The organism is Streptomyces sp. NPDC102490 (genome assembly GCF_044765285.1).
Lineage (GTDB): Bacteria > Actinomycetota > Actinomycetes > Streptomycetales > Streptomycetaceae > Streptomyces.
In genome coordinates this window covers 1-25,098 of record NZ_JBIWJU010000025.1, presented here as the reverse complement: position 1 = coordinate 25,098, position 25,098 = coordinate 1, and the positions used below count along the sequence as shown (strand labels likewise).

The following is a 25,098-nucleotide window of genomic DNA, read 5'->3' as shown; positions in this document are numbered from 1 at the left end:
GGCGTCGCGAACATCAGCAGCATGATCGTGCCGTGCATCGTGAACGCCTGGTTGAACTGCTCGTTCGACATGATCTGCAGACCGGGCCGGGCGAGTTCGGCGCGCATGAACAGCGCCATCACGCCGCCGACGCAGAAGAAGGCGAACGACGTCGCCAGATACAGCGTGCCGATCGTCTTGTGGTCCGTGGTCGTCAGCCACTTGATGCTCTTGAGGTTCCTCACGCCCCGCCTGTGTCCGCGCCCGGCCCGCACGTCACACTCGACGGACGAGACGAGCGTCACGAAATCACCCGTGACGATCACGAGGGTGCCGGACAGATACGGGGCATGAGCAACGACGAGATCTTCGCCGCTGCCTACCGGGAGCACTACTGGGCGGTCAGCCGCTATGTGGCGCGCCGGCTGGACGGGCGCACGGGCGAGGTCGAGGAAGTGGTGGCGGAGGTCTTCACGGTGGCCTGGCGCCGCCGTGCGGAACTGCCGCACACCCCGCTGCCCTGGCTGTACGGGGTGGCACGCAACTGCCTGGCCAACGCGGTACGCGGCCAGGGACGCCGCCGCCGGCTCCTCGCCCGGCTGGGCAACGACGACGCCGCCCACGGGCGGCACATCGCCTCGGGGCCCGAGGCGGAGCCGCCCGGCGGCTGGGTGCACGAGGCCCTCGGCAGACTCTCCGCCAAGGACCAGGAGGTGCTGCGCCTGACGGCCTGGGAGGAGCTGGGCGTGGACGAGCTGGCCGTCGCCCTCGGCTGCGGCAGCCGGGCCGCGTCGATGCGCCTGCACCGCGCCCGCGCCCGGCTGAGAACGGAGATCGACCGCATGGGCCCGGCATCCGCCCCGGCCCCGCACCGCCCGCATCCGGCGACCGCCGTCGACGCCACCCCCGCGAAGGAACACGGCCATGGCTGACGAACTCGACCTCCTGCGCCGCGCCAACCCGGTGCCGGCCGACGCCCCGCCCTTCGCCGACGGGCCGCTCGACCACCGCGGCGCCCACCACCTGGACCGGCTGCTGCACGCACGGACCCGCGCCACGCCCTCCCGGGGGCCGCGGTCCGGCCGGCGGTCAGGCCGCCGCGGCGTCCGCCTGGCCTGGAGCTTCGCGGCCGGCGCCGTGGTCGCCGTGACCGCACTGGCCCTGCTGCTCGGCGGACCGAGCGCCCCGCCCGCCGTCGCCGCGCCCCGCCCGCTCGCCGTACGCGCCGACGCCACCCCCGTCTCCCTGGACCGGCTCGCCGAGCGTGCCGAGGCCGCCGCGGCGGACGGCGGCCCGGCCCTGCGCAGGGGCACGCACGTACAGTCCTGGAGCCTCGGCATGTCCGACGACGCGCCTCCGATCACGCTGCCCGAGGAGCGCGTCGTGCGCTGGACGGCGGACGGCCGGCACACCGAGCTGGTGGTGGCCACCGACCCGCGCCACCCCGGCCGCCCGGTCATCGGCGAGGACGCGGACGGCAACCCGCGCCGGGTCGAGGACGGCCACGTCATCAGCGACACGACGTACCCGCCGAGCTGGAGCGACGCCCCGCCCCAGGCCCGGCCGCCGCACGATCCCGGCCGGCTGCGCGCCTACCTGGAGGAGGCCCGGCAGACCGACTCGATGAACACCTCCCAGCTGCTCGACGCGGCCGACCTGCTCCTCGACAACTGGACCCTGGGCGCCCGCGAGTCGGCGGCACTCGTCCGCCTCCTCGCGGACACCGGCGGACTGCGGCCCGCCGGAGAGGTAACCGACCGCCTCGGGCGGGCCGGCCTGGCCTACGTCCACGAGGTGACCGGCGTGCGCCGCATGCTCATCATGGACCCGGACACCGGCGCCGTCCTCGGTCTGGAGACCACCTTCACCGAGGCACAGCCGGAGTACGGCGTCGCGGCCGGCGACGTCATGGAGTACAGCGCCTGGACACGCTGACCCGACCGTCTCCCGAGCCCCCGGACTACTCGTCCCAGGCCTGGATCATGGTCTGTTCGACGATCTCCCCGTCGCGCAGCGACAGCATCGACTCGGCGAGGACCCGCACCCCGTCCGGGTAGGTGCACACCTCGCTGAACGCCACCTGGTCGCCCTGGACCACGCAGCGTTCCATCCGGTGGGTCAGGTCGCGGCTGTAGACGTCGTCGAGCATGTCGGCGATCTCGTCCCGGCCGTGCAGGACCTTGGGGTGGCTGGGCTGGTCGTACCGGTCGACGATGCGGACCTCCGCGTCCCGCGCGTACAGCGACAGCAGGGGTGCCGCCGTGTCTCCTTCGATGCCCCGGCGCAGCGCTTCGGTGTCGAAGCCGGGGCCTGCCGTGGTGCTCATGACGACCTCCTTCGCAAGGCGAAGGCCGCGGCCCGCAGCGGGGAACGGGCCGTCTTGGCCCTCTCCTTTCGAGGTTCCTCCGTTCCGGCGCCCTCGGCAACGGCACCCGGGACACTGGTCCTCACGGGTGAGCGGCGCCGACCGCCCGTGTCCGTCCCCGGGCGTCCGCGTTGCTCAGGACATGATCTCAACTCGACGTATCGTCGCCGTCGTCGGACTCGCCGCCGGTGTCACCGGCCTCGCGGCCCCGATGGCGAGCGCGGCCGACCAGGGCGCGCTGGGCACGAAGAAGCTCAGCGTGACGAACACCCTCGACTCCCTCGCGGTCGGCGACATGCCCGCCGAGGACCGGGCGCGGATGCCGCTCCCGTCCCAGCAGCTGCACCGGCTGCAGGACCTCCAGCAGCTCCAGCAGGTCACCGGCCTGGTCTCGCCCCTCTTCGGCGTCGTCCCCGCCCTGGGCTGACGCCCGCGTCCGTCCTGCCGATCCGGTCGGCCGGACCCCGTGAACCGCCCCGTCACCCGCCCCTTCACGATCACCTGCGCGTAGGGTCTGGGGGAACGCTGAACGGCCGAGGAAGGGGTCAGGACCATGGCGCAGGAAGTACGCGGCGTGATCGCGCCGGGCAAGGACGAACCGGTGCGGATCGAGACGATCGTCGTGCCGGACCCCGGCCCGGGCGAGGCCGTGGTCGAGATCCGGGCGTGCGGGGTGTGCCACACCGACCTGCACTACAAGCAGGGCGGCATCAGTGACGACTTCCCCTTCCTGCTCGGCCACGAGGCCGCGGGTGTCGTGGAGTCGGTCGGCGCCGGTGTCACCGACGTGGCCCCCGGCGACTTCGTGATCCTCAACTGGCGTGCCGTGTGCGGCACGTGCCGGGCCTGTCTGCGCGGACGGCCCTGGTACTGCTTCGACACCCACAACGCCGAGCAGAAGATGACCCTCGCCTCGACCGGCCAGGAGCTGTCCCCGGCGCTCGGCATCGGCGCCTTCGCCGAGAAGACCCTGGTCGCCGCCGGACAGTGCACCAAGGTCGACCCGGCCGTCTCCGCCGAGGTGGCCGGGCTCCTCGGCTGCGGGGTGATGGCCGGCATCGGCGCCGCCATCAACACCGGCAACGTCGGCCGCGGCGACACCGTCGCCGTCATCGGCTGCGGCGGCGTCGGCGACGCGGCGATCGCCGGGTCCCACCTGGCGGGCGCCTCGAAGGTCATTGCCGTGGACATCGACGACCGCAAGCTGGAGACCGCCCGGGGCATGGGCGCCACCCACACCGTCAACTCCCGCGAGACCGACCCCGTCGACGCGATCCGCGAACTGACCGGCGGCTTCGGCGCCGACGTCGTCATCGAGGCCGTCGGCCGCCCCGAGACCTACCGGCAGGCCTTCTACGCCCGCGACCTGGCCGGCACCGTCGTCCTCGTCGGTGTGCCGACCCCCGAGATGAAGCTGGAACTGCCGCTGCTCGACGTGTTCGGCCGTGGCGGCTCCCTCAAGTCCTCCTGGTACGGCGACTGCCTGCCCTCCCGCGACTTCCCGATGCTCATCGACCTCCACCTCCAGGGCCGCCTGGACCTCGGGAAGTTCGTCACCGAGACCATCGGTCTCGACCGGGTGGAGCAGGCCTTCGACCGGATGCACGCCGGTGACGTGCTGCGTTCGGTGGTGGTGCTCTGATGGCCGCCCGCATCGAACGCCTCGTCACCTCGGGACAGTTCAGCCTGGACGGCGGCACCTGGGACGTCGACAACAACGTCTGGCTCGTCGGCGACGACCACGAGGTCGTCGTCATCGACGCCGCCCACGACGCCGACGCGATCGCGGAGGCCGTCGGGGACCGGCGGCTCACCGCCATCGTGTGCACCCACGCCCACAACGACCACGTGGGCGCCGCGCCCGCGCTCGCCGAGCGCACCGGCGCCACCGTCTGGCTGCACCGTGACGACCTGCCCCTGTGGCGGCAGACCCACCCCGACCGCGACCCGGACGCGTGGCTGACCGACGGCCTGGTCATCGAGGCCGCCGGCGCCGACCTGACCGTCCTGCACACCCCGGGCCACGCACCCGGCGCGGTCTGCCTCTACGACCCCGGCCTCGGCACCGTCTTCACCGGCGACACCCTCTTCCAGGGCGGGCCCGGCGCCACCGGCCGGTCCTACTCCCACTTCCCCACCATCATCGACTCGATCCGGGACAAGCTGCTGGTCCTCCCGCCCGAGACCGAGGTCCGCACCGGACACGGCGACTCCACGACCATCGGCGCCGAGGCCCCGCACCTGGAGGAATGGATCAAGCGCGGGCACTGACCGGCGCGGCCGCGTCCGGCTCGCCCGGTAAACGCGGGACACGCGGTAAAGGTGACAGAAGATGTCCGGCTTCCCGGGCACTCTCGAACACGACACCGCTCGCACGGGACGTGAACCCGTACGGGCCGCGGGTTCGTGCGGGACGTGAGGGAGAGGAACGGAAGCCGGACATGACAGGGTCATCGAAAGGTCCGCTGACGGGCAGGGTCGCACTGGTCGCCGGGGCGACCCGCGGCGCCGGGCGGGGCATCGCCGTCGAACTGGGCGCGGCCGGCGCCACCGTCTACGTCACCGGCCGCAGCACCCGCGCCCGGCGCTCGGAGTACGACCGCCCCGAGACCATCGAGGACACCGCCGACCTGGTCACCGAGGCGGGCGGCCACGGCATCGCGGTACCCGCCGACCACCTCGACCCGGCGCAGGTCGCCAGCGTCGTCGACCGGATCGCCAGCGAACAGGCCCGACTCGACGTCCTGGTCAACGACATCTGGGGCGGCGAGACGCTCTTCGAGTGGGACAGCCCGGTCTGGGAGCACGATCTCGACAAGGGGCTCAGGCTGCTGCGGCTCGCCGTCGAGACCCACGCCATCACCAGCCACCACGCCCTGCCGCTGCTGCTGCGCCGCCCCGGCGGACTGGTCGTCGAGGTCACCGACGGCACCGACGCCTACAACCGCGACCACTACCGCAACTCGTTCTTCTACGACCTCGCCAAGACGTCCGTGCTGCGCATGGCCTTCTCCCTCGGGCACGAGGTGGGCCCGCGCGGCGCCACGGCCGTCGCGCTGACCCCCGGCTGGCTGCGCTCGGAGATCATGCTCGACCACTTCGGCGTACGCGAGGAGAACTGGCGCGACGCCCTCGACCGTGTCCCGCACTTCGCCATCTCCGAGACGCCCCGCTACGTCGGCCGCGCGGTCGCCGCCCTGGCCGCCGACCCGGGCGTGGCGCGCTTCAACGGCCAGTCCCTCTCCAGCGGCGGACTCGCCCAGGAGTACGGCTTCACCGACCTCGACGGCAGCCGCCCGGACGCCTGGCGCTATCTCGTCGAGGTCCAGGACGCGGACAAACCCGCCGACGTCACCGGTTACCGCTGACGGGCGGCAGCGGCCACCGGGCGCCGTGTCCCGGCGGCAGCGCCAAGTCCTCCCGCACGGCCGTGTAGTAGCCCTCGCGCGCGGTGCGCTGCCGCTCCAGCAGGACCCGCCAGGCGTCCGGGTCGCGGGTCTCCTCGCGCAGGAAGCCTTCCATCTCCATCACGGCCACCACCCACACCCGCGCCTTCTCCACCACGTCCTTGCTGCCCAGCAGGAGCAGTGCCTCACCGGCCGGGTCCCGGGCGACGGTGGCCTCGGCCTGGGCGGGGGCGGCCTCCTGGGGATTCAGCGGATGCGGGTGGGGGTCGTTGCCGAGGTGGGCGGCGACCCGGTACGTCAGCGTGACGGAGGTCTTCACGGTCCGCGCGTAGTCGGCGTACACCGCGAGTCTGCGCTCCTCCCAGCGGGCCGCGGTCTCCCGGTCGAACCGGGCACGGTCGCTGCGGACCACGGCGAGATAGGAACCGAGGGCGCCGATGACGACGCCTATGAGCGCGGGGAGTTGCTGAAGGAACGCGGACATGTCCGCACGGTATCCGCCGGTGTGATCGTCGTGGCAGTACGGTCGGGTCCATGACGGACACCAGGCGGTTCACCGACCACGCGGCACTCGTGACGGGCGCGGCCCGGGGCATCGGCGCGGCCACCGCACGCCGGCTCGCCACGGAGGGGGCCCGGGTGCTGCTGACCGACGTGGACCTCCCCGCGGCGCGGCTCAGGGCGGAGGAACTGGCGGACGAGGGGCTGGACGTGGCCGCGTTCGCCTGCGACGTGAGCGACCGGGCGTCCGTGGAGGCGGCCGTCGCGCACGCCGTGGAGATCTTCGGCGGCCTGGACGTGCTGGTCAACAACGCCTTCGCGTGCACGCCCGACGCCCCGCTCTTCGAGGACGAGCCGGACGAGGTCTGGGCCCGCGATCTCGACGTCACCCTCACCGGGGCCTACCGCTGCTGCCGGGCCGCCCTGCCCCACCTCGCGGCCTCGGGACGCGGCGCGATCGTGAGCATCGGCTCGGTCAACGGCGTCCAGGACTTCGGCAACCACGCCTACAGCGCCGCGAAGGCCGGTCTCGGCTCGCTGACCCGCACCCTCGCCGGACACGCGGCCCCGCGCGGCGTGCGCGTCAACCTGGTGACGCCGGGCACGGTGCGCACCACGTCCTGGGAGGGCCGGGACGAGGAACTGGCCGCGGTACGGGGGCTGTACCCGCTCGGGCGGGTCGGCGAGCCCGAGGACATCGCGGCGGCCGTCGCCTTCCTCGCCTCGCACGACGCGTCCTGGATCACCGGGACGACACTGACGGTCGACGGCGGTCTGACCGCGGTCAACACCGGCTTCCGGCGGGCGATCGCGGAGGCGGAGGGCTCGGACTGACGGAGGGGGGTGGTCCGGTGGCGTTTGTCACGGTAGCGTCCCGGCGGTCGGCGGGACGCAACCAAAGCCGCCGGACGGCGGTCTAGCATGCCGGGATCGCACGAGGGCGACCTTCCGCACCGCGCACCGCCTCGACGCGAAAGGGATGACCGGCCATGGGGGACACACGCAGACGGGGAGCCGTCGCACTCGGGGTCACCGCACTGGTGGCACCGCTCACACTCGCACTCACGGCGGCACCGGCCCAGGCCGCGAGCTGCACCGCGAAGGCGGGTCCGTACCAGAAGAAGGTGGAGAAGTTCCTCGGCCGCACGGCCGACGGCAAGCAGTCCACCGCCGACTGCAAGGCCATCCGCGCCTTCCAGACCAAGCACGGCATCCAGCCGAACGCCGGCTACGCGGGTCCCGTCACCTGGGGGGTGATGGATCTGATGACCAAGCAGAAGGCCGTCGGCAAGAACCCGAATAAATCCGGCAAGTGCCCCACCAACAAGGGCCGTATCGCCTGTGTGAACCTCAGCCTCCAGCTGAGCTGGATCCAGGACGGCAAGAAGCTGGTGTACGGGCCGGTGCCGGTCCGCACCGGGCGCAACGGCTACGAGACCCGCACCGGCCTGAAGAAGGTCTACTGGCGCAACATCGACCACGTCTCGACCATCTACCACGTGCCGATGCCCTACAGCCAGTTCTTCGACGGCGGCCAGGCCTTCCACTCCGTCGGCGTCAGCATGTGGAACCCGCCGGGCTCCCACGGCTGCGTCAACATGACGAAGACCACCGCCAAGAAGTACTGGTCGCTGCTGAAGAAGGGCGACGACGTCTACGTGTACGGCCGCAAGCCGGGCACCTGACCGGGACGGGCGCCCGGCGCCTGCCGCGGCGCCTCACACCTCGGGGGCGTCCCCGAAGTCCGGGATCCTGAGACGGACCCCGCCCTGCCGCGCGGACTCGTGCGCGACGATGCCCGGCAGGGTGTAGCGGGCGGCGACCCAGGCGTTCACGGGCGGCAGGGTCCGGGAGTTGACCGCGGTCACGAAGTCGTCCACCAGGAAGTGGTGGCTGCCCTCGTGCCCGTTGGGCATCCGGTCGAAGACCCGGGGCAGCCGCGCCCGGTCGTGCACCGGCGCCGAACCCGAGGTGAAGGCGGCCCGCAGCTGCGGCGCCACGTGCCGGAGCGACGGGTCGTCCGGGGACGTGGTGGGCCTGGGCTCCAGCAGCTCGCTGATGTCCTCCACCCCGCTCTTGTCCTGCCACAGCGCCACCGTGGCCAACTGCTCCATGCTCGCCTCGGTGCCGAAGAACCGGAAGCGGGACTCCCTGATGTGCGACGGGTAGCCGACCCGGCGGAACTCGTTCGTGCGGAACGAACCACCACCGGCCACCTCGAACAGCGCGGTCGCGTTGGAGACGTCGTTGTCGAACCGGCTGACCGACCGGTCGAAGACCCCGTCCCCGCGCTCGTCCATCACGCCGATCGCCGAGACGCTGACCGCGTGCGTCCGCCAGGCGCCCAGCACCCCGCCCACCGCGTGCGTGGGGTAGAGCAGCGGCGGATAGCTCGCGGTGGCCTTCCAGTCCTCGCCGCCGCTGTACCGGTACGCGTCGTAGAAGCCGAGGTCCATGTCGTGGACGTAGTCGCCCTCGGCGTGGAAGAGCCTGCCGAAGGCACCCTCGGCGATCTTGTCGCGGGCGTGCACGGTCGCCGGATGGTACTGGCTGGTCTCACCCATCATGTACGTCAGTCCGGTCGTCCTGACCGCGTCGATGATCTCCGCGATCTCCTGCGCGCTGACCGCCATGGGGACCGCCGAGTACACGTGCTTGCCTGCGGCCAGCCCCTGGAGCACGAGCGGGCCGTGGGTCCAGCGCTGGGTGAAGACCGCGACGGCGTCGACCGCGGCGGATTCCAGCATCGCCTCGTAGCTCGGGAAGGTGCCGGTCAGACCTTCGGCGGCGGCCACCCGCTCGGCGCGCTCCGGCAGCAGGTCGGTGACGAACACGTCGCGCACACCCGGGTGCGCCAGGAACAGCCTGGCGAACTGTCCGGAGAACTGGCCGGCACCGACGATGCCGAGGGAGAACGTCATGGATGGCGTGCCCTTCACTGGTCGCGTCCCTGTACTTACTTTTGCGGCGAAACAATCTCCGCGTCAAGGGGTGCGTCTCTCTCGCCTTCACGGCGCCTCGCGCGACCGGGACCGGCATACAGTGACTCCGTTGTTTCCGATACAGAAGAAAAGGGACGCGTGCCCATGCCCCCACGTGCCGACAGCTGGCCGCCCCTGAGTCCCGGGGAACGCTCCGTGGCGATCGAGGTCCTCGTGCACGGCCCCCTGTCCCGCAGCGAGATCGCGCGGCGGCTGGGCCTCTCGCCCGGCAGCCTCACCCGGCTGACCAAGCCGCTCATCGCGTCGGGGCTGCTGGTGGAGGTCCCGGAGGCGGGCGGCCGGACCGGAGTACGACAGGGCCGCCCGTCCCAGCCGCTCGACGTCGTCGCGGACTCCCGGTACTTCCTCGGTTTCAAGATCACTCAGGACACGGTGTACGGCGTCGCCACCACCCTCAGGAGCGAGATCGTCGCCCGCCGGGACCGCGCGCTCACCGGCCACGACCCGGCGGAGGCCGTCGCGCTGCTGGCCGGCATGACCGCCGAGCTGTCCCGCGGCCTGCCCACGGTCGCCGGGATCGGCATCGGCGTCGGCGGACTGGTCGAGGACCGGGCCGTCGTCGGTGAGTCCCCCTTCCTGGGGTGGCGGGGGGTGCCGCTGGCCGCGCTCGTGGAGGAGCGCACCGGGCTGCCGGTCGTCGTCGAGAACGACACCGCCGCCTTCGTGGAGGCCGAAACCTGGTTCGGGGCGGGGCGCGGCCTGGACCGGTTCGTCGTCCTCACCATCGGCGCCGGCATCGGGTACGGACTGGTGCTGGGCGGCAGGCGGGTGCCGTACGCGGGGGACGAGGACCGCGGGTTCGGGCGCCACTGGATCCTGGACCCGCACGGCGGTCCGCTCACCCCCGACGGCCGGCGCGGCAGCGCCGTCTCCCTGCTGACCATCCCCAGCATCCGCTACCAGGTGCGGGCCGCCACCGGCCGGGACCGGACCTACGAGGAGATCCTCGCGTCCGCCGCCGCGGGCGAGCCCGTGCCCGCGCGGGTCGTGGCGGAGGCCGGGCGGGCGCTGGGCACCCTGGTGGCGCAGATCGCCAACTTCGCGATGCCGCAGAAGATCCTGCTGGCCGGAGAAGGGGTCGGGCTGATGGACGTGGCGGGGGAGGCGGTGGAGGAGGCCGTCCGCGCCAACCGGCATCCGCGGGCCGCGCCGGTCGGTCTGGAGACCCGGGTGTCCGACTTCCACGACTGGGCGCGCGGCGCCGCCGTACTGGCCATCCAGGTCCTGGTCCTGGGGGCGGCGCAGGGATGAACCGGCGACCCGTGTGCGGCACGACACATCCGGCGGGAACGAACTCGGCCGCAGGTCTTGACAGATGGGAGCATCGACGTGATCAGTAACACGGTCCGTTATGTCCGTTTGGCTCGCGATTACTCACATCGTCTTCACGCCGGGCGCCGTATGCTTCACAGCATGTCCACCACTGTTGAACCCTCCTCCGAGCGATCGGCTGCCGAGGTCAACGAGGAGATCCGAGCCCTGTGGCTCCGGTCGGGCGGGACACTGAGCGTCGAGCAGCGCGCGGAGTACCAGCGGCTCGTCATGGAGTGGGCCACCGCCCCGGAGTCCGTGACCGCCGCCTGACCGGCGCCCGGCCTCGTCGCCGTCCCGGCCGCCCCCGGCAGCCCTCACGGGCCGGACCTCGTACCGGCCTCCGTCAGCCCCAGGTCGCCGAGTAGTGCCGCCGGTACGCCTTGCGGTCCTGCTCCGCCCTGATCCATCGCGTGGCCACCAGCGCCACCAGACTGCCCGCGACGATCAGCAGCCCCGGACCGACGTTGCGGGGGTCCGCGAGCCGGGCGAGCAGCGTCGGACCGCCGGCGCCCGTCACGGGTGCCGACGCCCCCGGGGCCGCGGCGCCCGGTGACGCGGTCGCCGAGGGACCCGCGGCGGCGCCCTGCCGCCCGGAGCCGATGAGCCGGACCCCGAGCGACTCCATGGCCTCCGGCAGCGGCTGGAAGAACGTGGTGCCGCCCTTGGCGCAGTCACCGCTGCCGCCCGAGGTGACACCGAGCGCGACGCCCTCGGAGAACATCGGCCCACCGCTGTCCCCGGGCTCGGCGCACACATCGGTCTCGATCAGGCCGGTGACCGTGCCCTCCGGATAGTTGACCGTCGCGTCCAGCGCCGTCACCCGGCCGTCGCGCAGCCCGCTGGTGCTCCCGCTGCGGAACACCCGCTGTCCGACCGCCGGTTCACCCGTCCCCGTGATCCGCACCCCCTTGCCGTCGCCGACCGCCACCACGTCGGCGCCGTCGCCCGCCTTGCCGTTGGCGTACTCGACCAGGGAGAAGTCGTCCCCGGGGAAGCTTCCGGCGACCGTCGTGCCGACCTGCCGGTCACCCCGGCCGTCGCCGAACCAGACGGAGCCCGTCGGCCCGCAGTGGCCCGCGGTCAGGATGAAGTCGTTCGTGCCGTCGGTCACGTTGAACCCCGCCGAGCAGCGCCCCGCCGTGGACAGGATCGGCTCCGCCCCGTTCACCCGGGTGGTGAAGGTGCCCTCCGTGCGCTCCGTGCGGACGAACCCGCCGATGCCCTCCGCGACGCCCGTCAGCCGCGACCAGTCGGACCCGGAGACCGTGCGGTCGCCGCGCACCACCACCTCGTTCGACCGGTAGTTAAGCGCCCAGGCCGTGCCGGGCACCCGGGGTGCCGCGCGCAGCGTCGAGGCCGCCGACCTCAGCTCGGACATGCTGTGCCGCACCCGCTTGGCCGTGGCCCCGGCCCGCCGCACCGCCTCGGCCGCGCGCGCGTCCGTGACCGCCACCACCGGCCGCCCGTCGGAGCCGACCCAGTGACCCGCCGTGCGGTCGGTGCCGAGCCGGGAGACGAGGCCGGCGCCGGCGCCGGACGCGTTCTGGGCGAGGGTGCGCGGTGCGGCGGACGCGTCCGGGGGCTCGCTCGCCACGGCCCGGGTGACCATCGTCCCGCCGAGCAGCAGTCCGCCGACGGCCGCCAGCCGTGCCACTCGCCGGACGATGCGTCGTCGTGCGTGCCTCATGCGTGCGCTCCCGAAACCGACCGCGCGGCGTCACCGCCGCGGGGGCCTCCGGACGTCGAGCGCCCCCCTCCCATACGGGGGCGGGAACCTCCGTGTTCACCGGGCGGGCGTCCGGTTCCCCGTGCCGCCGCGGCGACCTATCTTGGCCCCATGACCAGCATCCCGCGGGACCAGTCCGGTGAACCGAACCCCCTGCGCGCCCTCACGCCGGACCAGCTGCGCCGGCGTACCAGCATGAAGTGGCGCACCTACCCCGCGGACGTGCTGCCGCTGTGGGTGGCCGAGATGGACGTGCCGCTCGCCGCACCCGTCGTGCGCGCCGTGACGCGGGCCATGGAACTCGGCGACACCGGCTACCCCGTCGGCACCGCCTACGCCGAGGCCCTCGCCACCTTCGCCGCCAAGCGGTGGAACTGGGACGACCTGGCCGTGGAACGCACGGCGATCGTGCCCGACGTGATGCTGGGCGTCGTGGAGATGCTCAAGCTGGTCACCGGGCCCGGCGACCCGGTGGTCGTCAACCCGCCGGTGTACCCGCCGTTCTACCAGTTCGTCACCCACCTGGACCGGCGCGTGGTCGAGGCGCCGCTCGGTCCGGACCTGCGGATCGACCTCGGCGTGCTGGAGGAGGAGTTCCGGCGGGCCGTCACGGGCGGCGCCCGGGCCGCCTTCCTGCTGTGCAGCCCGCACAACCCGACCGGCACCGTCCACACCGCCGGCGAACTGGCGGCCGTCGCCGCCCTCGCGGAGCGGTACGGCGTCCGGGTCGTCGCCGACGAGATCCACGCCCCGCTCGTCACCACCCCCGGCACGCGGTTCGTGCCCTACCTGAGCGTGCCCGGCGCCGAGCGCGGCCTGTCGCTGATGTCGGCGTCCAAGGGCTGGAACCTGGCCGGCCTCAAGGCGGCCCTGGCCGTCGCGGGACCCGGTGCCGCCGACGACCTGTCGCGGATGCCCGAGGAGGTCGGTCACGGGCCGAGCCATGTCGGCGTCCTCGCCCACACCGCAGCCCTGTGCGACGGCACCGCCTGGCTGGACGCCGTGCTCACCGGGCTCGACGAGAACCGGCGGCTGCTCACCGGCCTGCTCGCCGAGCGGCTCCCGGGGGTCGTCCACCGCCCCGGGGACGCGACCTACCTGGCCTGGCTCGACTGCCGCGCCCTCGGCCTCGGCGACGACCCGGCGGAGGTCTTCCTCGACCGGGGCCGGGTGGCCCTCAGCTCCGGCCTCCCCTTCGGCAGCGGCGGGGCGGGACACGTGCGGCTCAACCTGGCGACCTCGCCGGAGGTGCTCACGGAGGCGGTGCGCAGGATGGCGTCGGTTCTGGAGTGAGCGCGGGCGGCGTGGGGCACCGGCGCGGGGGCGCCTAGACTTCCGGCATGGACGACGACGCGTCACTGGACCGGCTCGGCTCCGGCAGGTACCTGCTGGTCACCACGTACCGGAAGAACGGCACTCCGGTCGCCACCCCGGTGTGGGTGGTGCGGGACGGGGACGCGCTCGGGGTCTGGACGGCGGCCGACTCCTGGAAGGTCAAGCGCGTGCGCAACCGCGCCGACGTCCTGGTGGGCCCCTGCGACGTGCGCGGCAGGCCGACCGGCGCACAGGTCCCGGGGACCGCGGAGATCTGCGACCCGGCCACCACCGCCCGTTACCGGCGGCTGCTCGCCCGCAAGTACGGCGTCCTGGGCCGGCTGACCCTCCTCGGCAGCCGGTTGCGCCGGGGACTCGACGGCACCCTCGGAATCCGCATCACGCTCACGCCCGGGCCGGCCTCCGGGACCTGAGCCGCCGTCAGGTCCAGGCTCGGTACGGCTCGTCGACCAGCTGGAAGACCGGCTCGCCGCGCACCGGGTCCTTGGCCGTGGACAGCCGCACCCGGTCGCCGCTGTGGATGCCGATGAGCGGACCCATGACCCGGCCGCGCAGCACGAAACCCTCGGCCATCTCGATGAGGGAGACATTGCGCGCGGCGGGGGTGTTGCGGTGCACCACCGTGGCGTGACGCACCGTCCCCGTGCCCTCGCTCCGCTCCGTCCGCAGCTCGCTGCCGCGGCAGACCGGACACAGCACCCGGTGGTACATGGCGGTGCCGCACCAGGTGCAGCGCTGGTAGAAGACGGCCTCGGTCTCCGGGGTCCGGCTCCCGGCCTTCGGGACGAGCAGGCCCGTCGCGGGGCCGGCCGCCTGCTGAGCGACGTTTCCTGAGTGGTACACGCTGGTCAACTCCCTGCACTCGGGCCGGAATCCCGCGTGCGCGGTCACCGGGCACGCGTGTGCGCGGCTCACCGTGCCACCGTGCACGGACCACAGCGTATGGCACTCAGTGTCACTCGTAAAGGCACTCGGTACCCCGGATTGCGGTGAGCGGGCGAGTGCGCGAGCCGGGGCTCCCGGCCGTCCGCCGGCCGGCGGACGTCAGTCGGGTGCGAACGCGTCCTCGATCTCCCGCAGCACCTGCCACAGGGGCGTCCCGCGGCGCGCCGCCACGACCACCACGTCCTCGGGCGCGGTGCCGCGGGGCGGCACGGGCACGTCGCCGAAGGCGGACTGCGCGTACGCCAGCGCGTGGTCCACCGCGGCACCCGCGTCGTCGCGGCCGTCCGAACGCAGCCAGGACCGCAGGGCGTTGTTGTGCGCCGCGACCACCGCGGCCGCGATCACGTCGGCGCGCAGGTTCCCGTCCGGGCGCCCGCCCAGCCGCCCGCGCAGGTACGCGGCCAGGGCGCGCTCGTAGCGCCACACCACCGACAGCTCGTAGGCGCGCAGCCCGGGCACCTGCTTGGTGAGGCGGTAGCGCTGGACGGAGAACGCCGGGTTCTCGGCGTACATGCGCAGCACCAGCCGGGCCGCGTCGCACACCCGCCGCACCGGGTCGGCGTCCTCGGGGGAGCGGGCCAGGAACGCCTCCAGGTCGGCCAGGCACCCTTCGTGGTCGGGGAAGACCACGTCCTCCTTGGACGGGAAGTACCGGAAGAAGGAGCGTCGTCCGACGCCGGCGAGGGCGACGATGTCGTCCACGGTGGTCTGTTCGTACCCCCGCTCCAGGAACAGCCGGAACGCCGCCGCGACCAGCGCCTCCCGCATCGGCGGCCGGACCTCCGCCGGGTCCGTCCCGTCCCTGCGGCGGGGAGTCGCCCTGCTGGTGCTCATGCAAGGGAACGTAGCAGCCCGGCGAGGATCATGGCACTCAGTGCAGCAGTCGGGGGGAACTGAGTGCACCCACCCGGACCTGCCCGCACCCACCGCCTCGCCACACCGGTCGCATACGATCACTTCCGATCAGTCCTGGAGGAGTCCCGTATGCCGTTCGCCCGCCCCCGCATCCTGTACGTCACCGACCTGGCCTACGAGGCGCGCGGGCGGCGCTACTGCGACGAGGACATCTACCTGACCTCGCGGCTGCGCGAGGAGTTCGACCTGGCCCTGTGCCACCCCCGGGACGCCGCCGCGCTGCTGGACGCCTTCGACGCCGTCGTCGTCCGCAACAGCGGTCCCGTGCTGGAGTACCGGGCCGCGTACGACGCCTTCCGCGAGCGCGCGGTCGAGCGCGGGACGCGCGTCTACAACCAGCTCACCGGCAGGGCCGACATGATCGGCAAGCAGTACCTGCTCGACCTCACCGCCGCGGGCTACCCGGTCATCCCCACCGTCGACCGCGCCGAGGACCTGCACCGGCTGCCCGTCGCCGACGCGTACGTCGTCAAGCCCAGGCTCGGCGCCGACTCGGCGGGCCTCAGGATCGTCCCCGCGGACCGCGTGGCCGAGGCGCTGAACGACGCCGGGGACCTGCTCGTCCAGCCGCGCGTCGACTTCGCCTACGAGGTCTCCTTCTACTTCGTCGACCACGACTACCAGTACGCCCTCCACGCACCGCACCCCGACCGCCGCTGGCAACTGGAGCCGTACGACGCCACCGTGGCCGACCTCGACTTCGCGCGGCGGTTCATCGAGTGGAACGGCGTCGACCACGGCATCCAGCGCGTCGACGCCTGCCGCGCCCCCGGCGGTGAGCTGCTGCTGGTCGAGCTGGAGGACCTCAACCCCTACCTGTCCCTGGACGCCCTCGACGAGCCGGCCCGCGACGCCTTCGTCAGCGCCCTGCGCACCGCCCTGCGACGCCTGCTCGCCACCTGAGCCGCCCCGGCGGCCTAGCATGGCGGCCATGGACGTGTTCCTGGACCGGCTCGACCCGGACATGTGCGTCGTCACGGCCGCCGCGGGCGGGGAACGGGCCGGCTGCCTGGTCGGCTTCTCCTCGCAGTGCTCCATCCGGCCCGTGCGCTACGCCGTGTGGATCTCCGACGTCAACCGCACCTTCCGTGTCGCACGGACCGCCGATGTCCTGGCGGTCCACCTGCTGGCCCGCGACCAACGCGAGACCGCCGAGCTTTTCGGCGGGCGGTCCGGCGACGACGTCGACAAGTTCCGGCGCGTCCGCTGGCGGGAGGCGTACGGCGGGGCGGCCGTGCTGGAGGACGCCGAGGCGTGGTTCGTCGGCCGGGTCGTGGAGCGGATGCCGGGGGGCGACCACGTCGGTTTCGTCCTCGACCCGGTCGAGTGGGGCGGGCGCGGGAAGACCGCCGACGGCCCGCTGCTGCGGCTCGCCGACGCCCGCACCATCACGCCCGGGCATCCGGTGGACTGACACGCCCCCGCCGTCGGCGCCGCTCAGCGCGCGGTGCCCCGTTCGGCCAGCGCCTCGGTGACCGCCCGCACGCTGCGCGCGATGTGCTGCAACTGGAGCACCTCCGCCGCGTACAGCTTGATGGTGTGCTCGATGGCCGCCTCGTGCAGACCGAGCCGCGGCAGGTCCGCCCGGGCGGTCTGCAGCGCGGTGCGGGCCACCCGGATCTCGTGCTGGACCTGGATCTGCGCATGGCGGGCGAGCAGCACCGGATGCCGGATCAGGGCCGGATAGCCGGCGTAGCGCGCCGGGACCAGCTCGCGCAGCCACCTGGTGGCCGAGCGTTCCCAGTCGTAGCTGCCGGGCGTCTTGACCTGGCAGGGCCAGTCCGGGCTGATGCGCGTGGTCGTCAGGGGCATGATCATCGCTTCCGGGTGTGCGGCGTCGACGGGGTGGGCGACGGGTGGGGGCGGTCCCGGTCCAGGGGACGACCGGGACCGCCGCGGGCGTTCGCGCAGGCGACGCCCGACCGGAACACCCGGTGCGCCGGAGCGGGTAGGAGTCGGCGGCCGAGGTGTTCGCGGCAGGTGTGGACGCGCTCCGGGGCGGCCGGGTCGCGATCCGTGAGCAGTATTTATATATGCCTTCCGCTTTGCAAGACGTATGAAAACATTCATGCCTGCTTTGACAGGGATGGCCCCGTCTGCGCCCACCAATCCCCGGGTGGTTCAGTCGCGCAGGAAGAACTGGTGCTGGTCCGCGACCTGCTCGTACTCCTCCAGCCGCGCCTGCGTCCGCTCGGGATCGGCGTCGGTCATGGCTTGCAGCAGCGCCGCGCACATCACGCCCGGCGCCGCGTAGGAGTCGAAGACCAGCCGGGAGCCCGTGCCGGTGGCGAAGGTGACGTCGGCCTCGTCCGCGAGCGGCCCGAGCGCCAGGTCGGTGATCAGTGCCACCTTCAGCCCGGCACCGCGTGCCACCCGCACCGCGCCCAGGGTCTCGTGGGCGTGCCGGGGCATGGAGAAGGCCAGCACCCAGGTGCCGCCCGCCTCCCGGGACTGGAGCAGGGCGTCGTAGGCGACCGTGCCGCCCCGGGTGACCAGGCGCACGTCGGGGTGGACCCGGCGGGCCGCGTAGGCGAAGTACTCGGCGAGCGAGACGGAGATGCGCAGCCCGAGGACGGTCAGCGGCGCGGAGGCGGCCAGCTTGCGGCCGACGTCGATCACCCGGTCCGCGTCGGCGAAGTCGCGCCGCAGGTTCTCCAGGTTCTCGATCTCGGCGTCCACGGCCGCCTGCAACTCGTTGCCCCGGTACTCCTCGGCCGCGGACCCGCCCCGGCCGCCCAGCGCGATCGCCTGGAGTTGCTCCCGCAACGCCGGGTAGCCGCTGAAGCCGACCGCCGAGGCGAACCGCGTCACCGACGGCTGGCTCACGCCCACCCGGTCGGCCAGGTCGGTGATCGACAGGAACGCCGCCTCGGTGAGGTGCTCGATCAGGTACTGCGCGATGCGCCGCTGACCCGGGGAGAGGCGGGGCCGGTCGAAGAGCGTCCGGAGCCGGGAGGTGGGGGAGATCTCCGACTCCGGGGCGGCCCGTCCCGAAGTGATCGCCGACGCCTGTGCACGTGCCTGCTGCGGCGATGGCACGGGTGCGCCTCCCTTGTCTCCCATGTCTCCCACGGAGGTCAACATAGCTCACCCCCCGTGTTCGGCAGAGCGGACCGCCGCGCCCGGAAGGACGTCACCACACCCCCACCCGCAGGGCCCTCACCGCATCACCCCCGGACGGGGATAGCCCCCCGTCACCCGGGAACCCGCCGTCACGGAAGGACCCACCGACACGGACGAGGAGCCGACGTCATGACCGTCCCGGAAGAGAACCGGCCGAAGACCGACACCACCGACGACGTTCTCGGCCGGCGCCGGCGCGAGCGCGAGGAGGACGAGCCCCGTCCGCCGGGCGGCACCGGCCGGACCCTGCGCGAGGCCCTCGAAGAGGCGCACGTCCGCCCCGACGACTTCGACGAGGAGTGACCGCCTCACCCAGGAGCTGAGGGCGCCGGTCCCCGGGCGTCCGGCACCGCCCGCGCCGGTACCACCAGGTCGGCCCGGTGCCGGGTGGCGGCGACCAGGTCGGCGTTGCGCTGATCGGGGCCGAGCGCCCACGCGGCCGCGTCCTCGGGGGACTTGCCGAAGCGCTCGTGCCGCGCCACGAGCCGTCTGACGCGCTCCGGCTCCTCCAGCCCGCAGAACCACACCTCGTCGAGACAGGACCGCACCCGCGCCCAGGGGCCGCTCTCCAGCAGCAGATAGTTGCCCTCCGTCACCACCAGCCGGGCCGAGGGCGGCACCGGCACGGCCCCGGCGAGCGGCTGCTCCAGCACCCGTTCGAAACCGGGCGCGTAGACGACGTCGTCGTACCGCTCCGCGCGCAGCCGCTCCAGCAGCGCCGCGTACCCGGCCGCGTCGAAGGTGTCCGGCGCACCCTTGCGGTCCCGGCGGCCCAGCCGGTCCAGTTCCGCGTCGGCGAGGTGGAAGCCGTCCATCGGCACGTGCGCCACCCACGGTTCGCCCGTGCCGTTCAACTCCCGCACCAGAGACTCGGCGAGCGTCGACTTCCCGGCGCCGGGACTGCCCGCGATGCCCAGGATCGCGCGCCGCCCGTCACGGGGGAGCCGGCGGGCACGGGCGAGCAGGTCCTCGAAGGTCAGCGGCACACCGCACAGTGTGTCACCTGATCGGACCCGCCCCGGCGGGGAACTGTGGGGATATGACGACGCAGCTCGGACTCCCCGACGACATCAGGGCCTGCCTCTTCGACCTCGACGGGGTCGTGACCAGGACGGCGGTGGTGCACGCCGCCGCCTGGAAGGAGACGTTCGACGCCTTCCTGCGCGAGCGGGACGGCGCGGATTTCCGGCCCTTCACCGACTCCGACTACGACGAGTACGTCGACGGCCGCCCCCGCGCCGACGGCGTCCGCTCCTTCCTCGCCTCCCGCGGCATCGAGCTGCCCGAGGGGACCCCCGACGACCCTCCGGACGCGCGGACCGTCAACGGCGTCGGCAACCGCAAGAACGAGCTCCTCCTGGAGAAGATCCGCACCGACGGCGTCGAGCCCTACGAGGGCACGCTGCGCTACATCGACGCCGTCCGCGACGCCGGACTCGCCACCGCGATCGTCTCCTCCAGCGCCAACACCCGGGACGTGCTGCACTCCATCGACGCCGAGCGGCTGTTCGACGTGCGGATCGACGGCGTCGTGGCCCGGGAGCGGAACCTGCCGGGCAAACCACGGCCCGACACCTTCCTGGCCGCCGCCCGCGACCTCGGCGTCGAACCGTCCCGCGCCGCCGTCTTCGAGGACGCGCTGGCCGGCATGGACGCGGGCCGCTCCGGACACTTCGGCTACGTCGTCGGCGTCGACCGCGTCGGCCAGACCGACGCCCTCTACGCCCACGGCGCCGACCGCGTCGTCAAGGACCTCGCCGAGCTGGGAGGCCGCGCGTGATCACCAACCGGACATACACCGTGGAGCCCTGGCGGGTGCGCGAGACGGCGCTCAACCTCGACCTGCTTGCCCAGAGCGAGTCCGTCTTCGCCCTGTCCAACGGCCACGTCGGCTGGCGCGGCAACCTCGACGAGGGCGAACCGCACGGCCTTCCCGGCAGCTACCTCAACGGCGTCTACGAACTCCACCCGCTGCCCTACGCCGAGGCGGGCTACGGCTACCCGGAGTCGGGCCAGACCGTCATCAACGTCACCAACGGCAAGCTGCTGCGGCTGCTGGTCGACGACGAGCCCTTCGACCTGCGCTACGGACGGCTCGGCAAGCACGAACGCACCCTGGACCTCAGGCGCGGCGTGCTGGAACGCACCTGCGAGTGGACCTCCCCGGCCGGCACGACGATCCGGGTGCGCTCCACCCGCCTGGTCTCCCTCACCCAGCGCGCCATCGCCGCCGTGGAGTACGAGGTCGAGCCCGTCGACAGCCGCACCCGGATCGTCATCCAGTCCGAACTGGTCGCCAACGAGAGCCTGCCCAGCGCCGACGGCGACCCCCGGGCGGCCCAGGCGCTGCAGTCCCCGCTGGAACCGGAGGAGGACCTGGCCATCGGCTCCCGGCTGCGCCTGGTCCACCGCACCCGGCGCAGCGGCCTGAGGGTCGCCGTGGCCGCCGACCACGTCGTCGACGCACCCGGTGAGATCACCACGAGCAGCGAGAGCAACACGGACGTGTCCCGCCTGACCATCACCTCCGTCCTGGACCCCGGCCAGCGGCTGCGGGTGCAGAAGACCGTCGCCCACGGCTGGTCCGGCACCCGCTCCAGGCCCGCGATGAGCGACCAGGTGGAGGCCGCGCTGGCCGCCGCCGCCCACGGCGGCTGGGACGGCCTCGTCGCCGAACAGCGGGACTACCTCGACGACTTCTGGGCCCGCGCGGACGTCGAGGTGCACGGCGACGAGGAGATCCAGCAGGCCGTCCGCTTCGCCCTGTTCCACGTGCTTCAGGCCGGTGCCCGCGCCGAGCAGCGCGCGATTCCGGCCAAGGGACTGACCGGCTCCGGATACGACGGCCACGCGTTCTGGGACACCGAGATGTTCGTGCTGCCCGTCCTCACCTACACCGCGCCCAAGGCGGTCGCCGAGGCCCTGCGCTGGCGCCAGGCCACCCTGCCCGCCGCCCGCGACCGCGCCACCCAGCTCGGGCTGCGCGGCGCCGCCTTCCCGTGGCGGACCATCGACGGCTCGGAGGGCTCCGCGTACTGGCCCGCCGGCACCGCGGCCTTCCACGTGGCCGCCGACATCGCGCACGCCGCGGTGCGCTACACGGCGGCGACCGGCGACACCGACTTCGAACGCGAGACCGCCCTCGAACTCCTGGTGGAGACGGCCCGGTTGTGGCGCTCGCTGGGCCACCACGACCACCACGGCGTCTTCCACATCGACGGCGTCACCGGACCGGACGAGTACAGCGCCGTCGTCGACGACAACACGTACACCAACCTCATGGCGCGCTCCAACCTGCTCGCCGCCGCCGACGCGTGCGAACGCCACCCGGAGGAGGCGACCCGGCTCGGCGTCGACGAGGAGGAGAGCGCCGCCTGGCGGGACGCCGCCGAGGCCGTGCACATCCCCTACAACGAGGAGATCGGCGTGCACGAACAGCACGCCGGCTTCACCCGCCACCAGCGCTGGGACTTCGCCGGCACCGGCGCCGACCAGTACCCGCTGATGCTGCACTTCCCGTACTTCGACATCTACCGCAAGCAGGTCGTCAAGCAGTCCGACCTCGTCCTCGCCATGTACACCTGCGGCAGCTGGTTCGACGCCCACTGCGACGAGGACCAGATCGCCGCCAACTTCGCCTACTACGAGCCGCTGACCGTACGGGACTCCTCCCTGTCCGCGTGCTGCCAGGCCGTCGTCGCCGCCCAGACCGGCCACCTGCGGCTCGCCTACGACTACGCCACCGAGGCCGCCCTGATGGACCTCGCGGACCTGGAGCACAACACCCGCGACGGACTGCACATCGCCTCCCTGGCCGGTACGTGGATGGCGCTGGTCGCCGGTTTCGGCGGCACCCGGCGGGAGGGCGACAGCCTGCGCTTCACGCCCCGCCTGCCCGAGAAGTTCAGCCGCCTCGCCTTCCGGCTCCAGTTCCGCGGCCGGTGCCTCCAGGTGGAGATCGGTCCCGACCGGGCGTCGTACTCGCTGCTGGCCGGACCGCCCCTGACGATCCATCACCACGGGACCGAGGCGCGGGTGGACGGGGAGGGGCCCGTTACACTCGGCATCTCCGCGCCGAAGTGGCGTCCCACACCCGAACAGCCCCCGCACCGCCGCCCGGGCGTCACCGAGCGGTCGGTCCCGAGCGACGGATGAGCCCGCGCGACTGGCCGAGTTCCGCCCTGCGCGGCGATGGCGCGCGGGTTAGTTTGATCATGTTTCCGGGGATTCCGCACTGACGCGGTTCCGGGCTCCAGCCACAGGCGGCAGGAGGTGAAGGACGAGACACCCCGCGACGAGCGGGGGTGAGGGGTGCACGATGGCCGACGGCGCGAACGCAATTCTCGTCGGCGGACGCGGACGCCGCGGCGAGGCGGCGGGAAGCTCCGACACCCCCCGGCGACTGCGCGGCGACGTGCCGGTCGCGGTGGTGGCCGCCGTCTTCGTCCTGGCCCAACTGGTCTTCGTGCACCCCTCGATGGGCCTCGGCTGGGACGAGATCGTGTACATCAGCCAGGTCACCACCCACCACCCCGCCGCCTTCTTCAGCGCGCCGCGCTCCCGGGGCGTCACCCTGCTGGCGGCACCCGTCGCCTCCTGGTCGGCCTCCACCGAACTCCTGCGCGTCTACCTCGCCGTCCTCTCGGGCCTCGGTCTGTACCTCGCCCTGCGCGCCTGGAAGGGCCTGTTCCCGACCCGGGTCCTCGCCACGGCCGGCGCGTTCTTCGCCACCCTGTGGGTGACCCTCTTCTACGGCCCGCAGGCCATGCCCAACTACTGGGTCGCGATCGGCGCACTCGTCACCGTGGGCTGCGCCCTGCGCGCCCTGGGGGCCGGACGGGAGCGCGCCGGCCGGGGCGTGCTGTGGGGGGTCGCCGCCGGGGGCGTGCTGATGGCGCTGATGCGGCCCACCGACGCGGTCTGGGTGGCCCTGCCCCTGCTGGTCCTCGTCCTCGCGCGCCGCCACTGGCCGCTGCTGCTCGCCCTGGCGGGAGGTCTCGCGGCCGGGGGAGCGGAGTGGGTGATCGAGGCGTACGCCTGGTACGGCGGCCTCGGGGAGCGGCTGTCCCGGGCCTCCGAGATCCAGGGCGACCTCGGCTGGAACATCGCCGTCGACGACCAGCTGCGCAGCCTGGGCGGACGGGGCCTGTGCCGGCCGTGCACCGGAGCGATGCCGCACCCGGTCGTCACCCTGTGGTGGCTGCTCCTGCCGGTCGTCGCCGTCCTCGGCGCGGTCGTCGCGGTCCGGGCCCGCCGCGCCACCGCGACCCTGCTCCCCCTCGCCTGCGCCGTCACGGCCGCGGTGCCGTACCTGTTCATGATCGGCTACGCGGCGCCCCGCTTCCTCCAGCCCGCCTACGCCCTGCTCGCCGTCCCGGTCGCCGACGCGCTGTGGCACCTGGTCAAGGCCGGACGGGACCGCTGGCGGCCGGTGGCCGCGACGCTGGTCGCGCTCGCGGTGGCCGGGCACCTCGCGGTCCAGTTCTCGGTGCTCGTGGGCACCGTGAACCGCAACGTCGAGAGCCGCGAGGACTGGGCCCAGGTCGCCGACGAACTCCACCGGCTCGGGGTCCGCCCGCCCTGCCTGCTCACCGAAGACGAGTCCATCCCGGTCGGCTACTACACGGGCTGCTCCTCCGGCGCCACCAGCGGCAACAACGAGAACACCACCGCCGCCGAGATCGTGGACACTGCCCGGCGCATCCCGGTCGCCGTCCTCACCGGCCCCGGCGGCACCCCGCCCGCCTACGCCCGCGACTGGGCGTCGTACCGCGTCACCGACCTGGAGATCCGCATCGCACCCCCGGGTTAAAGATCGCGTATCGGGAAACGCGATCCGGACAGCGAGACGAACGAGCCGACGCAGCGCGAGAGGGAGGCAGCGATGGGCACGGACCCGATGGCCGACGACGCCTACCAGCCCACCGGAACCAACGAGGAGCAGGAGGACGCCGCGCCCCTCGACCTCCAGGACGCCGTCGACGAGCGGACCTACGACGACACGCTCGACGAGGGCTACTCCCCGCCGGAAAAGCCCCTGGGCGTGACCAAGCACGGCACCACGGCCGCCGAGCAGCGCGAGGGCGAGAGCCTCGACGACCGGCTGGCCGAGGAGGTGCCGGACGTGTCGGCACCCGACGGGGACGGGGTCGGCGACGCCCCCGACGGTGAGGGCGAACCGGTCGACCCGGAGGCGGGCACCGACCGGGCCGGCCGGCTGGTCGCCCCCGACGAGGGGGTACGCACCGACACCACCAAGGAGAGCGTCGCGGAGGACGTCGGCATCGACGGCGGGGCCGCGGGCGCCGAGGAGGCCGCGGTGCACGTCGTGGAGGACGAGACGGAGCTGCCCGAGCCCTAGGGCCTGGACGCGGGGGCGCCGGCCGGCCGCGGCGGGGGGGCGGGGGGCCCCCCCGCCGGGGCCCGGCGGGGCCCCGCGGTGGGGGGGGGGGGGGGGCGCGCCCCGCGCGCCCTGGGCGGGGCCCC

29 protein-coding genes are annotated in these 25,098 nt (G+C 73.3%); 19 read left to right on the top strand and 10 right to left on the bottom strand.

From position 1 onward, the window contains the following. Positions 1–224 (bottom strand): cbb3-type cytochrome c oxidase subunit I (locus ACIRGB_RS35630; RefSeq protein WP_403873866.1); only part of this gene is annotated, 224 nt, incomplete at its 3' end. 105 nt (positions 225–329) lie between these two features. Here ACIRGB_RS35630 and ACIRGB_RS35625 point away from each other — a divergent pair. Together ACIRGB_RS35625 and ACIRGB_RS35620 are read left to right on the top strand one after the other, a co-directional pair. Then, positions 330–911, top strand: coding sequence for an RNA polymerase sigma factor (locus ACIRGB_RS35625; RefSeq protein ID WP_403873863.1), 582 nt, complete (start codon positions 330–332; stop codon positions 909–911). Continuing rightward, positions 904–1,914 carry a CU044_5270 family protein gene (locus ACIRGB_RS35620; RefSeq protein ID WP_403873860.1) on the top strand — a complete coding sequence of 337 codons (1,011 nt, stop codon included), beginning with the start codon at positions 904–906 and terminating at the stop codon, positions 1,912–1,914. The genes ACIRGB_RS35625 and ACIRGB_RS35620 overlap by 8 nt, the downstream gene beginning before the upstream one ends. Positions 1,915–1,939: 25 nt before the next feature. Here ACIRGB_RS35620 and ACIRGB_RS35615 read toward each other — a convergent pair whose 3' ends face one another. Beyond that, positions 1,940–2,305, bottom strand: coding sequence for a nuclear transport factor 2 family protein (locus tag ACIRGB_RS35615; protein WP_403873857.1), 366 nt, complete (start codon positions 2,303–2,305; stop codon positions 1,940–1,942). A gap of 181 nt (positions 2,306–2,486) precedes the next feature. Between ACIRGB_RS35615 and ACIRGB_RS35610 the strand changes: the two genes are divergently transcribed. From ACIRGB_RS35610 to ACIRGB_RS35595, 4 genes are all read left to right on the top strand, one after another. Beyond that, positions 2,487–2,771 carry a hypothetical protein gene (locus tag ACIRGB_RS35610; protein ID WP_403873854.1) on the top strand — a complete coding sequence of 95 codons (285 nt, stop codon included), beginning with the start codon at positions 2,487–2,489 and terminating at the stop codon, positions 2,769–2,771. A 126-nt stretch (positions 2,772–2,897) separates the two neighbouring features. Continuing rightward, positions 2,898–3,986 carry an S-(hydroxymethyl)mycothiol dehydrogenase gene (locus ACIRGB_RS35605; protein ID WP_403873852.1) on the top strand — a complete coding sequence of 363 codons (1,089 nt, stop codon included), beginning with the start codon at positions 2,898–2,900 and terminating at the stop codon, positions 3,984–3,986. After that, a complete protein-coding gene (locus ACIRGB_RS35600; RefSeq protein ID WP_403873849.1) occupies positions 3,986–4,615 on the top strand; it encodes an MBL fold metallo-hydrolase in 630 nt (209 codons plus the stop codon). The genes ACIRGB_RS35605 and ACIRGB_RS35600 overlap by 1 nt, the downstream gene beginning before the upstream one ends. 170 nt (positions 4,616–4,785) lie before the next feature. Next, positions 4,786–5,712 (top strand): SDR family oxidoreductase, encoded by a 927-nt coding sequence (locus tag ACIRGB_RS35595; protein WP_403873846.1) that lies wholly within the window; start codon positions 4,786–4,788, stop codon positions 5,710–5,712. Here the strand turns inward: ACIRGB_RS35595 and ACIRGB_RS35590 are convergent. Then, the gene (locus ACIRGB_RS35590; RefSeq protein ID WP_403873843.1) at positions 5,696–6,235 is read right to left on the bottom strand and encodes a hypothetical protein; all 540 of its coding nucleotides are present in this window, start codon (positions 6,233–6,235) and stop codon (positions 5,696–5,698) included. The genes ACIRGB_RS35595 and ACIRGB_RS35590 overlap by 17 nt on opposite strands. 50 nt (positions 6,236–6,285) lie before the next feature. On the opposite strand from ACIRGB_RS35590, the gene ACIRGB_RS35585 reads away from it, so the two are divergent. Both ACIRGB_RS35585 and ACIRGB_RS35580 read left to right on the top strand, forming a co-directional pair. After that, on the top strand, positions 6,286–7,086 hold the full coding sequence (locus ACIRGB_RS35585; RefSeq protein WP_403873840.1) for an SDR family NAD(P)-dependent oxidoreductase: 801 nt from the start codon (positions 6,286–6,288) through the stop codon (positions 7,084–7,086). A 155-nt stretch (positions 7,087–7,241) separates the two neighbouring features. Continuing rightward, positions 7,242–7,937, top strand: a complete 696-nt coding sequence (locus tag ACIRGB_RS35580; protein ID WP_403873837.1) for a L,D-transpeptidase family protein — start codon at positions 7,242–7,244, stop codon at positions 7,935–7,937. Positions 7,938–7,970: 33 nt separating this feature from the next. On the opposite strand, the gene ACIRGB_RS35575 is transcribed toward ACIRGB_RS35580, so the two are convergent. Next, positions 7,971–9,173: a Gfo/Idh/MocA family protein gene (locus ACIRGB_RS35575; protein WP_403873834.1), complete on the bottom strand. Its 1,203-nt coding sequence runs from the start codon at positions 9,171–9,173 to the stop codon at positions 7,971–7,973. Between the two features lie 165 nt (positions 9,174–9,338). Here ACIRGB_RS35575 and ACIRGB_RS35570 point away from each other — a divergent pair, with 165 nt between their 5' ends. Then, positions 9,339–10,505, top strand: a complete 1,167-nt coding sequence (locus ACIRGB_RS35570; protein ID WP_403873831.1) for an ROK family protein — start codon at positions 9,339–9,341, stop codon at positions 10,503–10,505. Positions 10,506–10,655: 150 nt separating this feature from the next. Then, entirely contained in the window at positions 10,656–10,838 is a 183-nt protein-coding gene (locus ACIRGB_RS35565; RefSeq protein ID WP_403873828.1) for a hypothetical protein, read from the top strand. 73 nt (positions 10,839–10,911) lie between these two features. Here ACIRGB_RS35565 and ACIRGB_RS35560 read toward each other — a convergent pair whose 3' ends face one another. Continuing rightward, a complete protein-coding gene (locus tag ACIRGB_RS35560; protein WP_403873825.1) occupies positions 10,912–12,255 on the bottom strand; it encodes a S1 family peptidase in 1,344 nt (447 codons plus the stop codon). Positions 12,256–12,405: 150 nt separating this feature from the next. Between ACIRGB_RS35560 and ACIRGB_RS35555 the strand changes: the two genes are divergently transcribed. Both ACIRGB_RS35555 and ACIRGB_RS35550 read left to right on the top strand, forming a co-directional pair. Then, the gene (locus ACIRGB_RS35555; protein ID WP_403873822.1) at positions 12,406–13,587 is read left to right on the top strand and encodes a MalY/PatB family protein; all 1,182 of its coding nucleotides are present in this window, start codon (positions 12,406–12,408) and stop codon (positions 13,585–13,587) included. A 47-nt stretch (positions 13,588–13,634) separates the two neighbouring features. Beyond that, the gene (locus ACIRGB_RS35550) at positions 13,635–14,042 is read left to right on the top strand and encodes a PPOX class F420-dependent oxidoreductase (RefSeq protein WP_403873819.1); all 408 of its coding nucleotides are present in this window, start codon (positions 13,635–13,637) and stop codon (positions 14,040–14,042) included. A 7-nt stretch (positions 14,043–14,049) separates the two neighbouring features. On the opposite strand, the gene ACIRGB_RS35545 is transcribed toward ACIRGB_RS35550, so the two are convergent. Both ACIRGB_RS35545 and ACIRGB_RS35540 read right to left on the bottom strand, forming a co-directional pair. Next, positions 14,050–14,472 (bottom strand): Zn-ribbon domain-containing OB-fold protein, encoded by a 423-nt coding sequence (locus ACIRGB_RS35545; RefSeq protein WP_403873816.1) that lies wholly within the window; start codon positions 14,470–14,472, stop codon positions 14,050–14,052. 201 nt (positions 14,473–14,673) lie between these two features. Then, positions 14,674–15,408: a TetR family transcriptional regulator gene (locus tag ACIRGB_RS35540; RefSeq protein WP_403873813.1), complete on the bottom strand. Its 735-nt coding sequence runs from the start codon at positions 15,406–15,408 to the stop codon at positions 14,674–14,676. Between the two features lie 150 nt (positions 15,409–15,558). Here ACIRGB_RS35540 and ACIRGB_RS35535 point away from each other — a divergent pair, with 150 nt between their 5' ends. Then, a complete protein-coding gene (locus ACIRGB_RS35535; RefSeq protein ID WP_403873810.1) occupies positions 15,559–16,392 on the top strand; it encodes a hypothetical protein in 834 nt (277 codons plus the stop codon). 19 nt (positions 16,393–16,411) lie between these two features. Then, positions 16,412–16,903 carry a flavin reductase family protein gene (locus ACIRGB_RS35530; RefSeq protein WP_403873808.1) on the top strand — a complete coding sequence of 164 codons (492 nt, stop codon included), beginning with the start codon at positions 16,412–16,414 and terminating at the stop codon, positions 16,901–16,903. 23 nt (positions 16,904–16,926) lie between these two features. On the opposite strand, the gene ACIRGB_RS35525 is transcribed toward ACIRGB_RS35530, so the two are convergent. Continuing rightward, positions 16,927–17,307, bottom strand: coding sequence for a hypothetical protein (locus ACIRGB_RS35525; protein WP_403873805.1), 381 nt, complete (start codon positions 17,305–17,307; stop codon positions 16,927–16,929). Between the two features lie 303 nt (positions 17,308–17,610). Next, positions 17,611–18,528, bottom strand: coding sequence for a MurR/RpiR family transcriptional regulator (locus tag ACIRGB_RS35520; RefSeq protein ID WP_403873802.1), 918 nt, complete (start codon positions 18,526–18,528; stop codon positions 17,611–17,613). Between the two features lie 213 nt (positions 18,529–18,741). Here ACIRGB_RS35520 and ACIRGB_RS35515 point away from each other — a divergent pair, with 213 nt between their 5' ends. After that, a complete protein-coding gene (locus tag ACIRGB_RS35515; RefSeq protein ID WP_167307139.1) occupies positions 18,742–18,915 on the top strand; it encodes a hypothetical protein in 174 nt (57 codons plus the stop codon). Between the two features lie 5 nt (positions 18,916–18,920). Here ACIRGB_RS35515 and ACIRGB_RS35510 read toward each other — a convergent pair whose 3' ends face one another. Further along, positions 18,921–19,598, bottom strand: coding sequence for a nucleoside/nucleotide kinase family protein (locus ACIRGB_RS35510; RefSeq protein WP_403873799.1), 678 nt, complete (start codon positions 19,596–19,598; stop codon positions 18,921–18,923). Positions 19,599–19,651: 53 nt separating this feature from the next. Between ACIRGB_RS35510 and ACIRGB_RS35505 the strand changes: the two genes are divergently transcribed. From ACIRGB_RS35505 to ACIRGB_RS35490, 4 genes are all read left to right on the top strand, one after another. After that, positions 19,652–20,392, top strand: coding sequence for a beta-phosphoglucomutase family hydrolase (locus ACIRGB_RS35505; protein ID WP_403873796.1), 741 nt, complete (start codon positions 19,652–19,654; stop codon positions 20,390–20,392). Next, positions 20,389–22,767 carry a glycoside hydrolase family 65 protein gene (locus tag ACIRGB_RS35500; RefSeq protein WP_403873793.1) on the top strand — a complete coding sequence of 793 codons (2,379 nt, stop codon included), beginning with the start codon at positions 20,389–20,391 and terminating at the stop codon, positions 22,765–22,767. The genes ACIRGB_RS35505 and ACIRGB_RS35500 overlap by 4 nt, the downstream gene beginning before the upstream one ends. 163 nt (positions 22,768–22,930) lie before the next feature. Beyond that, positions 22,931–24,424 carry a hypothetical protein gene (locus ACIRGB_RS35495; RefSeq protein WP_403873791.1) on the top strand — a complete coding sequence of 498 codons (1,494 nt, stop codon included), beginning with the start codon at positions 22,931–22,933 and terminating at the stop codon, positions 24,422–24,424. Between the two features lie 72 nt (positions 24,425–24,496). After that, positions 24,497–24,973, top strand: a complete 477-nt coding sequence (locus ACIRGB_RS35490; protein ID WP_403873788.1) for a DUF5709 domain-containing protein — start codon at positions 24,497–24,499, stop codon at positions 24,971–24,973. Positions 24,974–25,098: the final 125 nt, after the last annotated feature.

Bases quoted from the DNA above. Each gene is read 5' to 3' on its own strand.
- ACIRGB_RS35625 (WP_403873863.1), top strand. From the start codon at position 330: ATGAGCAACGACGAGATCTTCGCCGCTGCCTACCGGGAGCACTACTGG.
- ACIRGB_RS35620 (WP_403873860.1), top strand. From the start codon at position 904: ATGGCTGACGAACTCGACCTCCTGCGCCGCGCCAACCCGGTGCCGGCC.
- ACIRGB_RS35615 (WP_403873857.1), bottom strand. From the start codon at position 2,305: ATGAGCACCACGGCAGGCCCCGGCTTCGACACCGAAGCGCTGCGCCGG.
- ACIRGB_RS35610 (WP_403873854.1), top strand. From the start codon at position 2,487: ATGATCTCAACTCGACGTATCGTCGCCGTCGTCGGACTCGCCGCCGGT.
- ACIRGB_RS35605 (WP_403873852.1), top strand. From the start codon at position 2,898: ATGGCGCAGGAAGTACGCGGCGTGATCGCGCCGGGCAAGGACGAACCG.
- ACIRGB_RS35600 (WP_403873849.1), top strand. From the start codon at position 3,986: ATGGCCGCCCGCATCGAACGCCTCGTCACCTCGGGACAGTTCAGCCTG.
- ACIRGB_RS35595 (WP_403873846.1), top strand. From the start codon at position 4,786: ATGACAGGGTCATCGAAAGGTCCGCTGACGGGCAGGGTCGCACTGGTC.
- ACIRGB_RS35590 (WP_403873843.1), bottom strand. From the start codon at position 6,235: ATGTCCGCGTTCCTTCAGCAACTCCCCGCGCTCATAGGCGTCGTCATC.
- ACIRGB_RS35585 (WP_403873840.1), top strand. From the start codon at position 6,286: ATGACGGACACCAGGCGGTTCACCGACCACGCGGCACTCGTGACGGGC.
- ACIRGB_RS35580 (WP_403873837.1), top strand. From the start codon at position 7,242: ATGGGGGACACACGCAGACGGGGAGCCGTCGCACTCGGGGTCACCGCA.
- ACIRGB_RS35575 (WP_403873834.1), bottom strand. From the start codon at position 9,173: ATGACGTTCTCCCTCGGCATCGTCGGTGCCGGCCAGTTCTCCGGACAG.
- ACIRGB_RS35570 (WP_403873831.1), top strand. From the start codon at position 9,339: ATGCCCCCACGTGCCGACAGCTGGCCGCCCCTGAGTCCCGGGGAACGC.
- ACIRGB_RS35565 (WP_403873828.1), top strand. From the start codon at position 10,656: ATGCTTCACAGCATGTCCACCACTGTTGAACCCTCCTCCGAGCGATCG.
- ACIRGB_RS35560 (WP_403873825.1), bottom strand. From the start codon at position 12,255: ATGAGGCACGCACGACGACGCATCGTCCGGCGAGTGGCACGGCTGGCG.
- ACIRGB_RS35555 (WP_403873822.1), top strand. From the start codon at position 12,406: ATGACCAGCATCCCGCGGGACCAGTCCGGTGAACCGAACCCCCTGCGC.
- ACIRGB_RS35550 (WP_403873819.1), top strand. From the start codon at position 13,635: ATGGACGACGACGCGTCACTGGACCGGCTCGGCTCCGGCAGGTACCTG.
- ACIRGB_RS35540 (WP_403873813.1), bottom strand. From the start codon at position 15,408: ATGAGCACCAGCAGGGCGACTCCCCGCCGCAGGGACGGGACGGACCCG.
- ACIRGB_RS35535 (WP_403873810.1), top strand. From the start codon at position 15,559: ATGCCGTTCGCCCGCCCCCGCATCCTGTACGTCACCGACCTGGCCTAC.
- ACIRGB_RS35530 (WP_403873808.1), top strand. From the start codon at position 16,412: ATGGCGGCCATGGACGTGTTCCTGGACCGGCTCGACCCGGACATGTGC.
- ACIRGB_RS35525 (WP_403873805.1), bottom strand. From the start codon at position 17,307: ATGATCATGCCCCTGACGACCACGCGCATCAGCCCGGACTGGCCCTGC.
- ACIRGB_RS35515 (WP_167307139.1), top strand. From the start codon at position 18,742: ATGACCGTCCCGGAAGAGAACCGGCCGAAGACCGACACCACCGACGAC.
- ACIRGB_RS35505 (WP_403873796.1), top strand. From the start codon at position 19,652: ATGACGACGCAGCTCGGACTCCCCGACGACATCAGGGCCTGCCTCTTC.
- ACIRGB_RS35495 (WP_403873791.1), top strand. From the start codon at position 22,931: ATGGCCGACGGCGCGAACGCAATTCTCGTCGGCGGACGCGGACGCCGC.
- ACIRGB_RS35490 (WP_403873788.1), top strand. From the start codon at position 24,497: ATGGGCACGGACCCGATGGCCGACGACGCCTACCAGCCCACCGGAACC.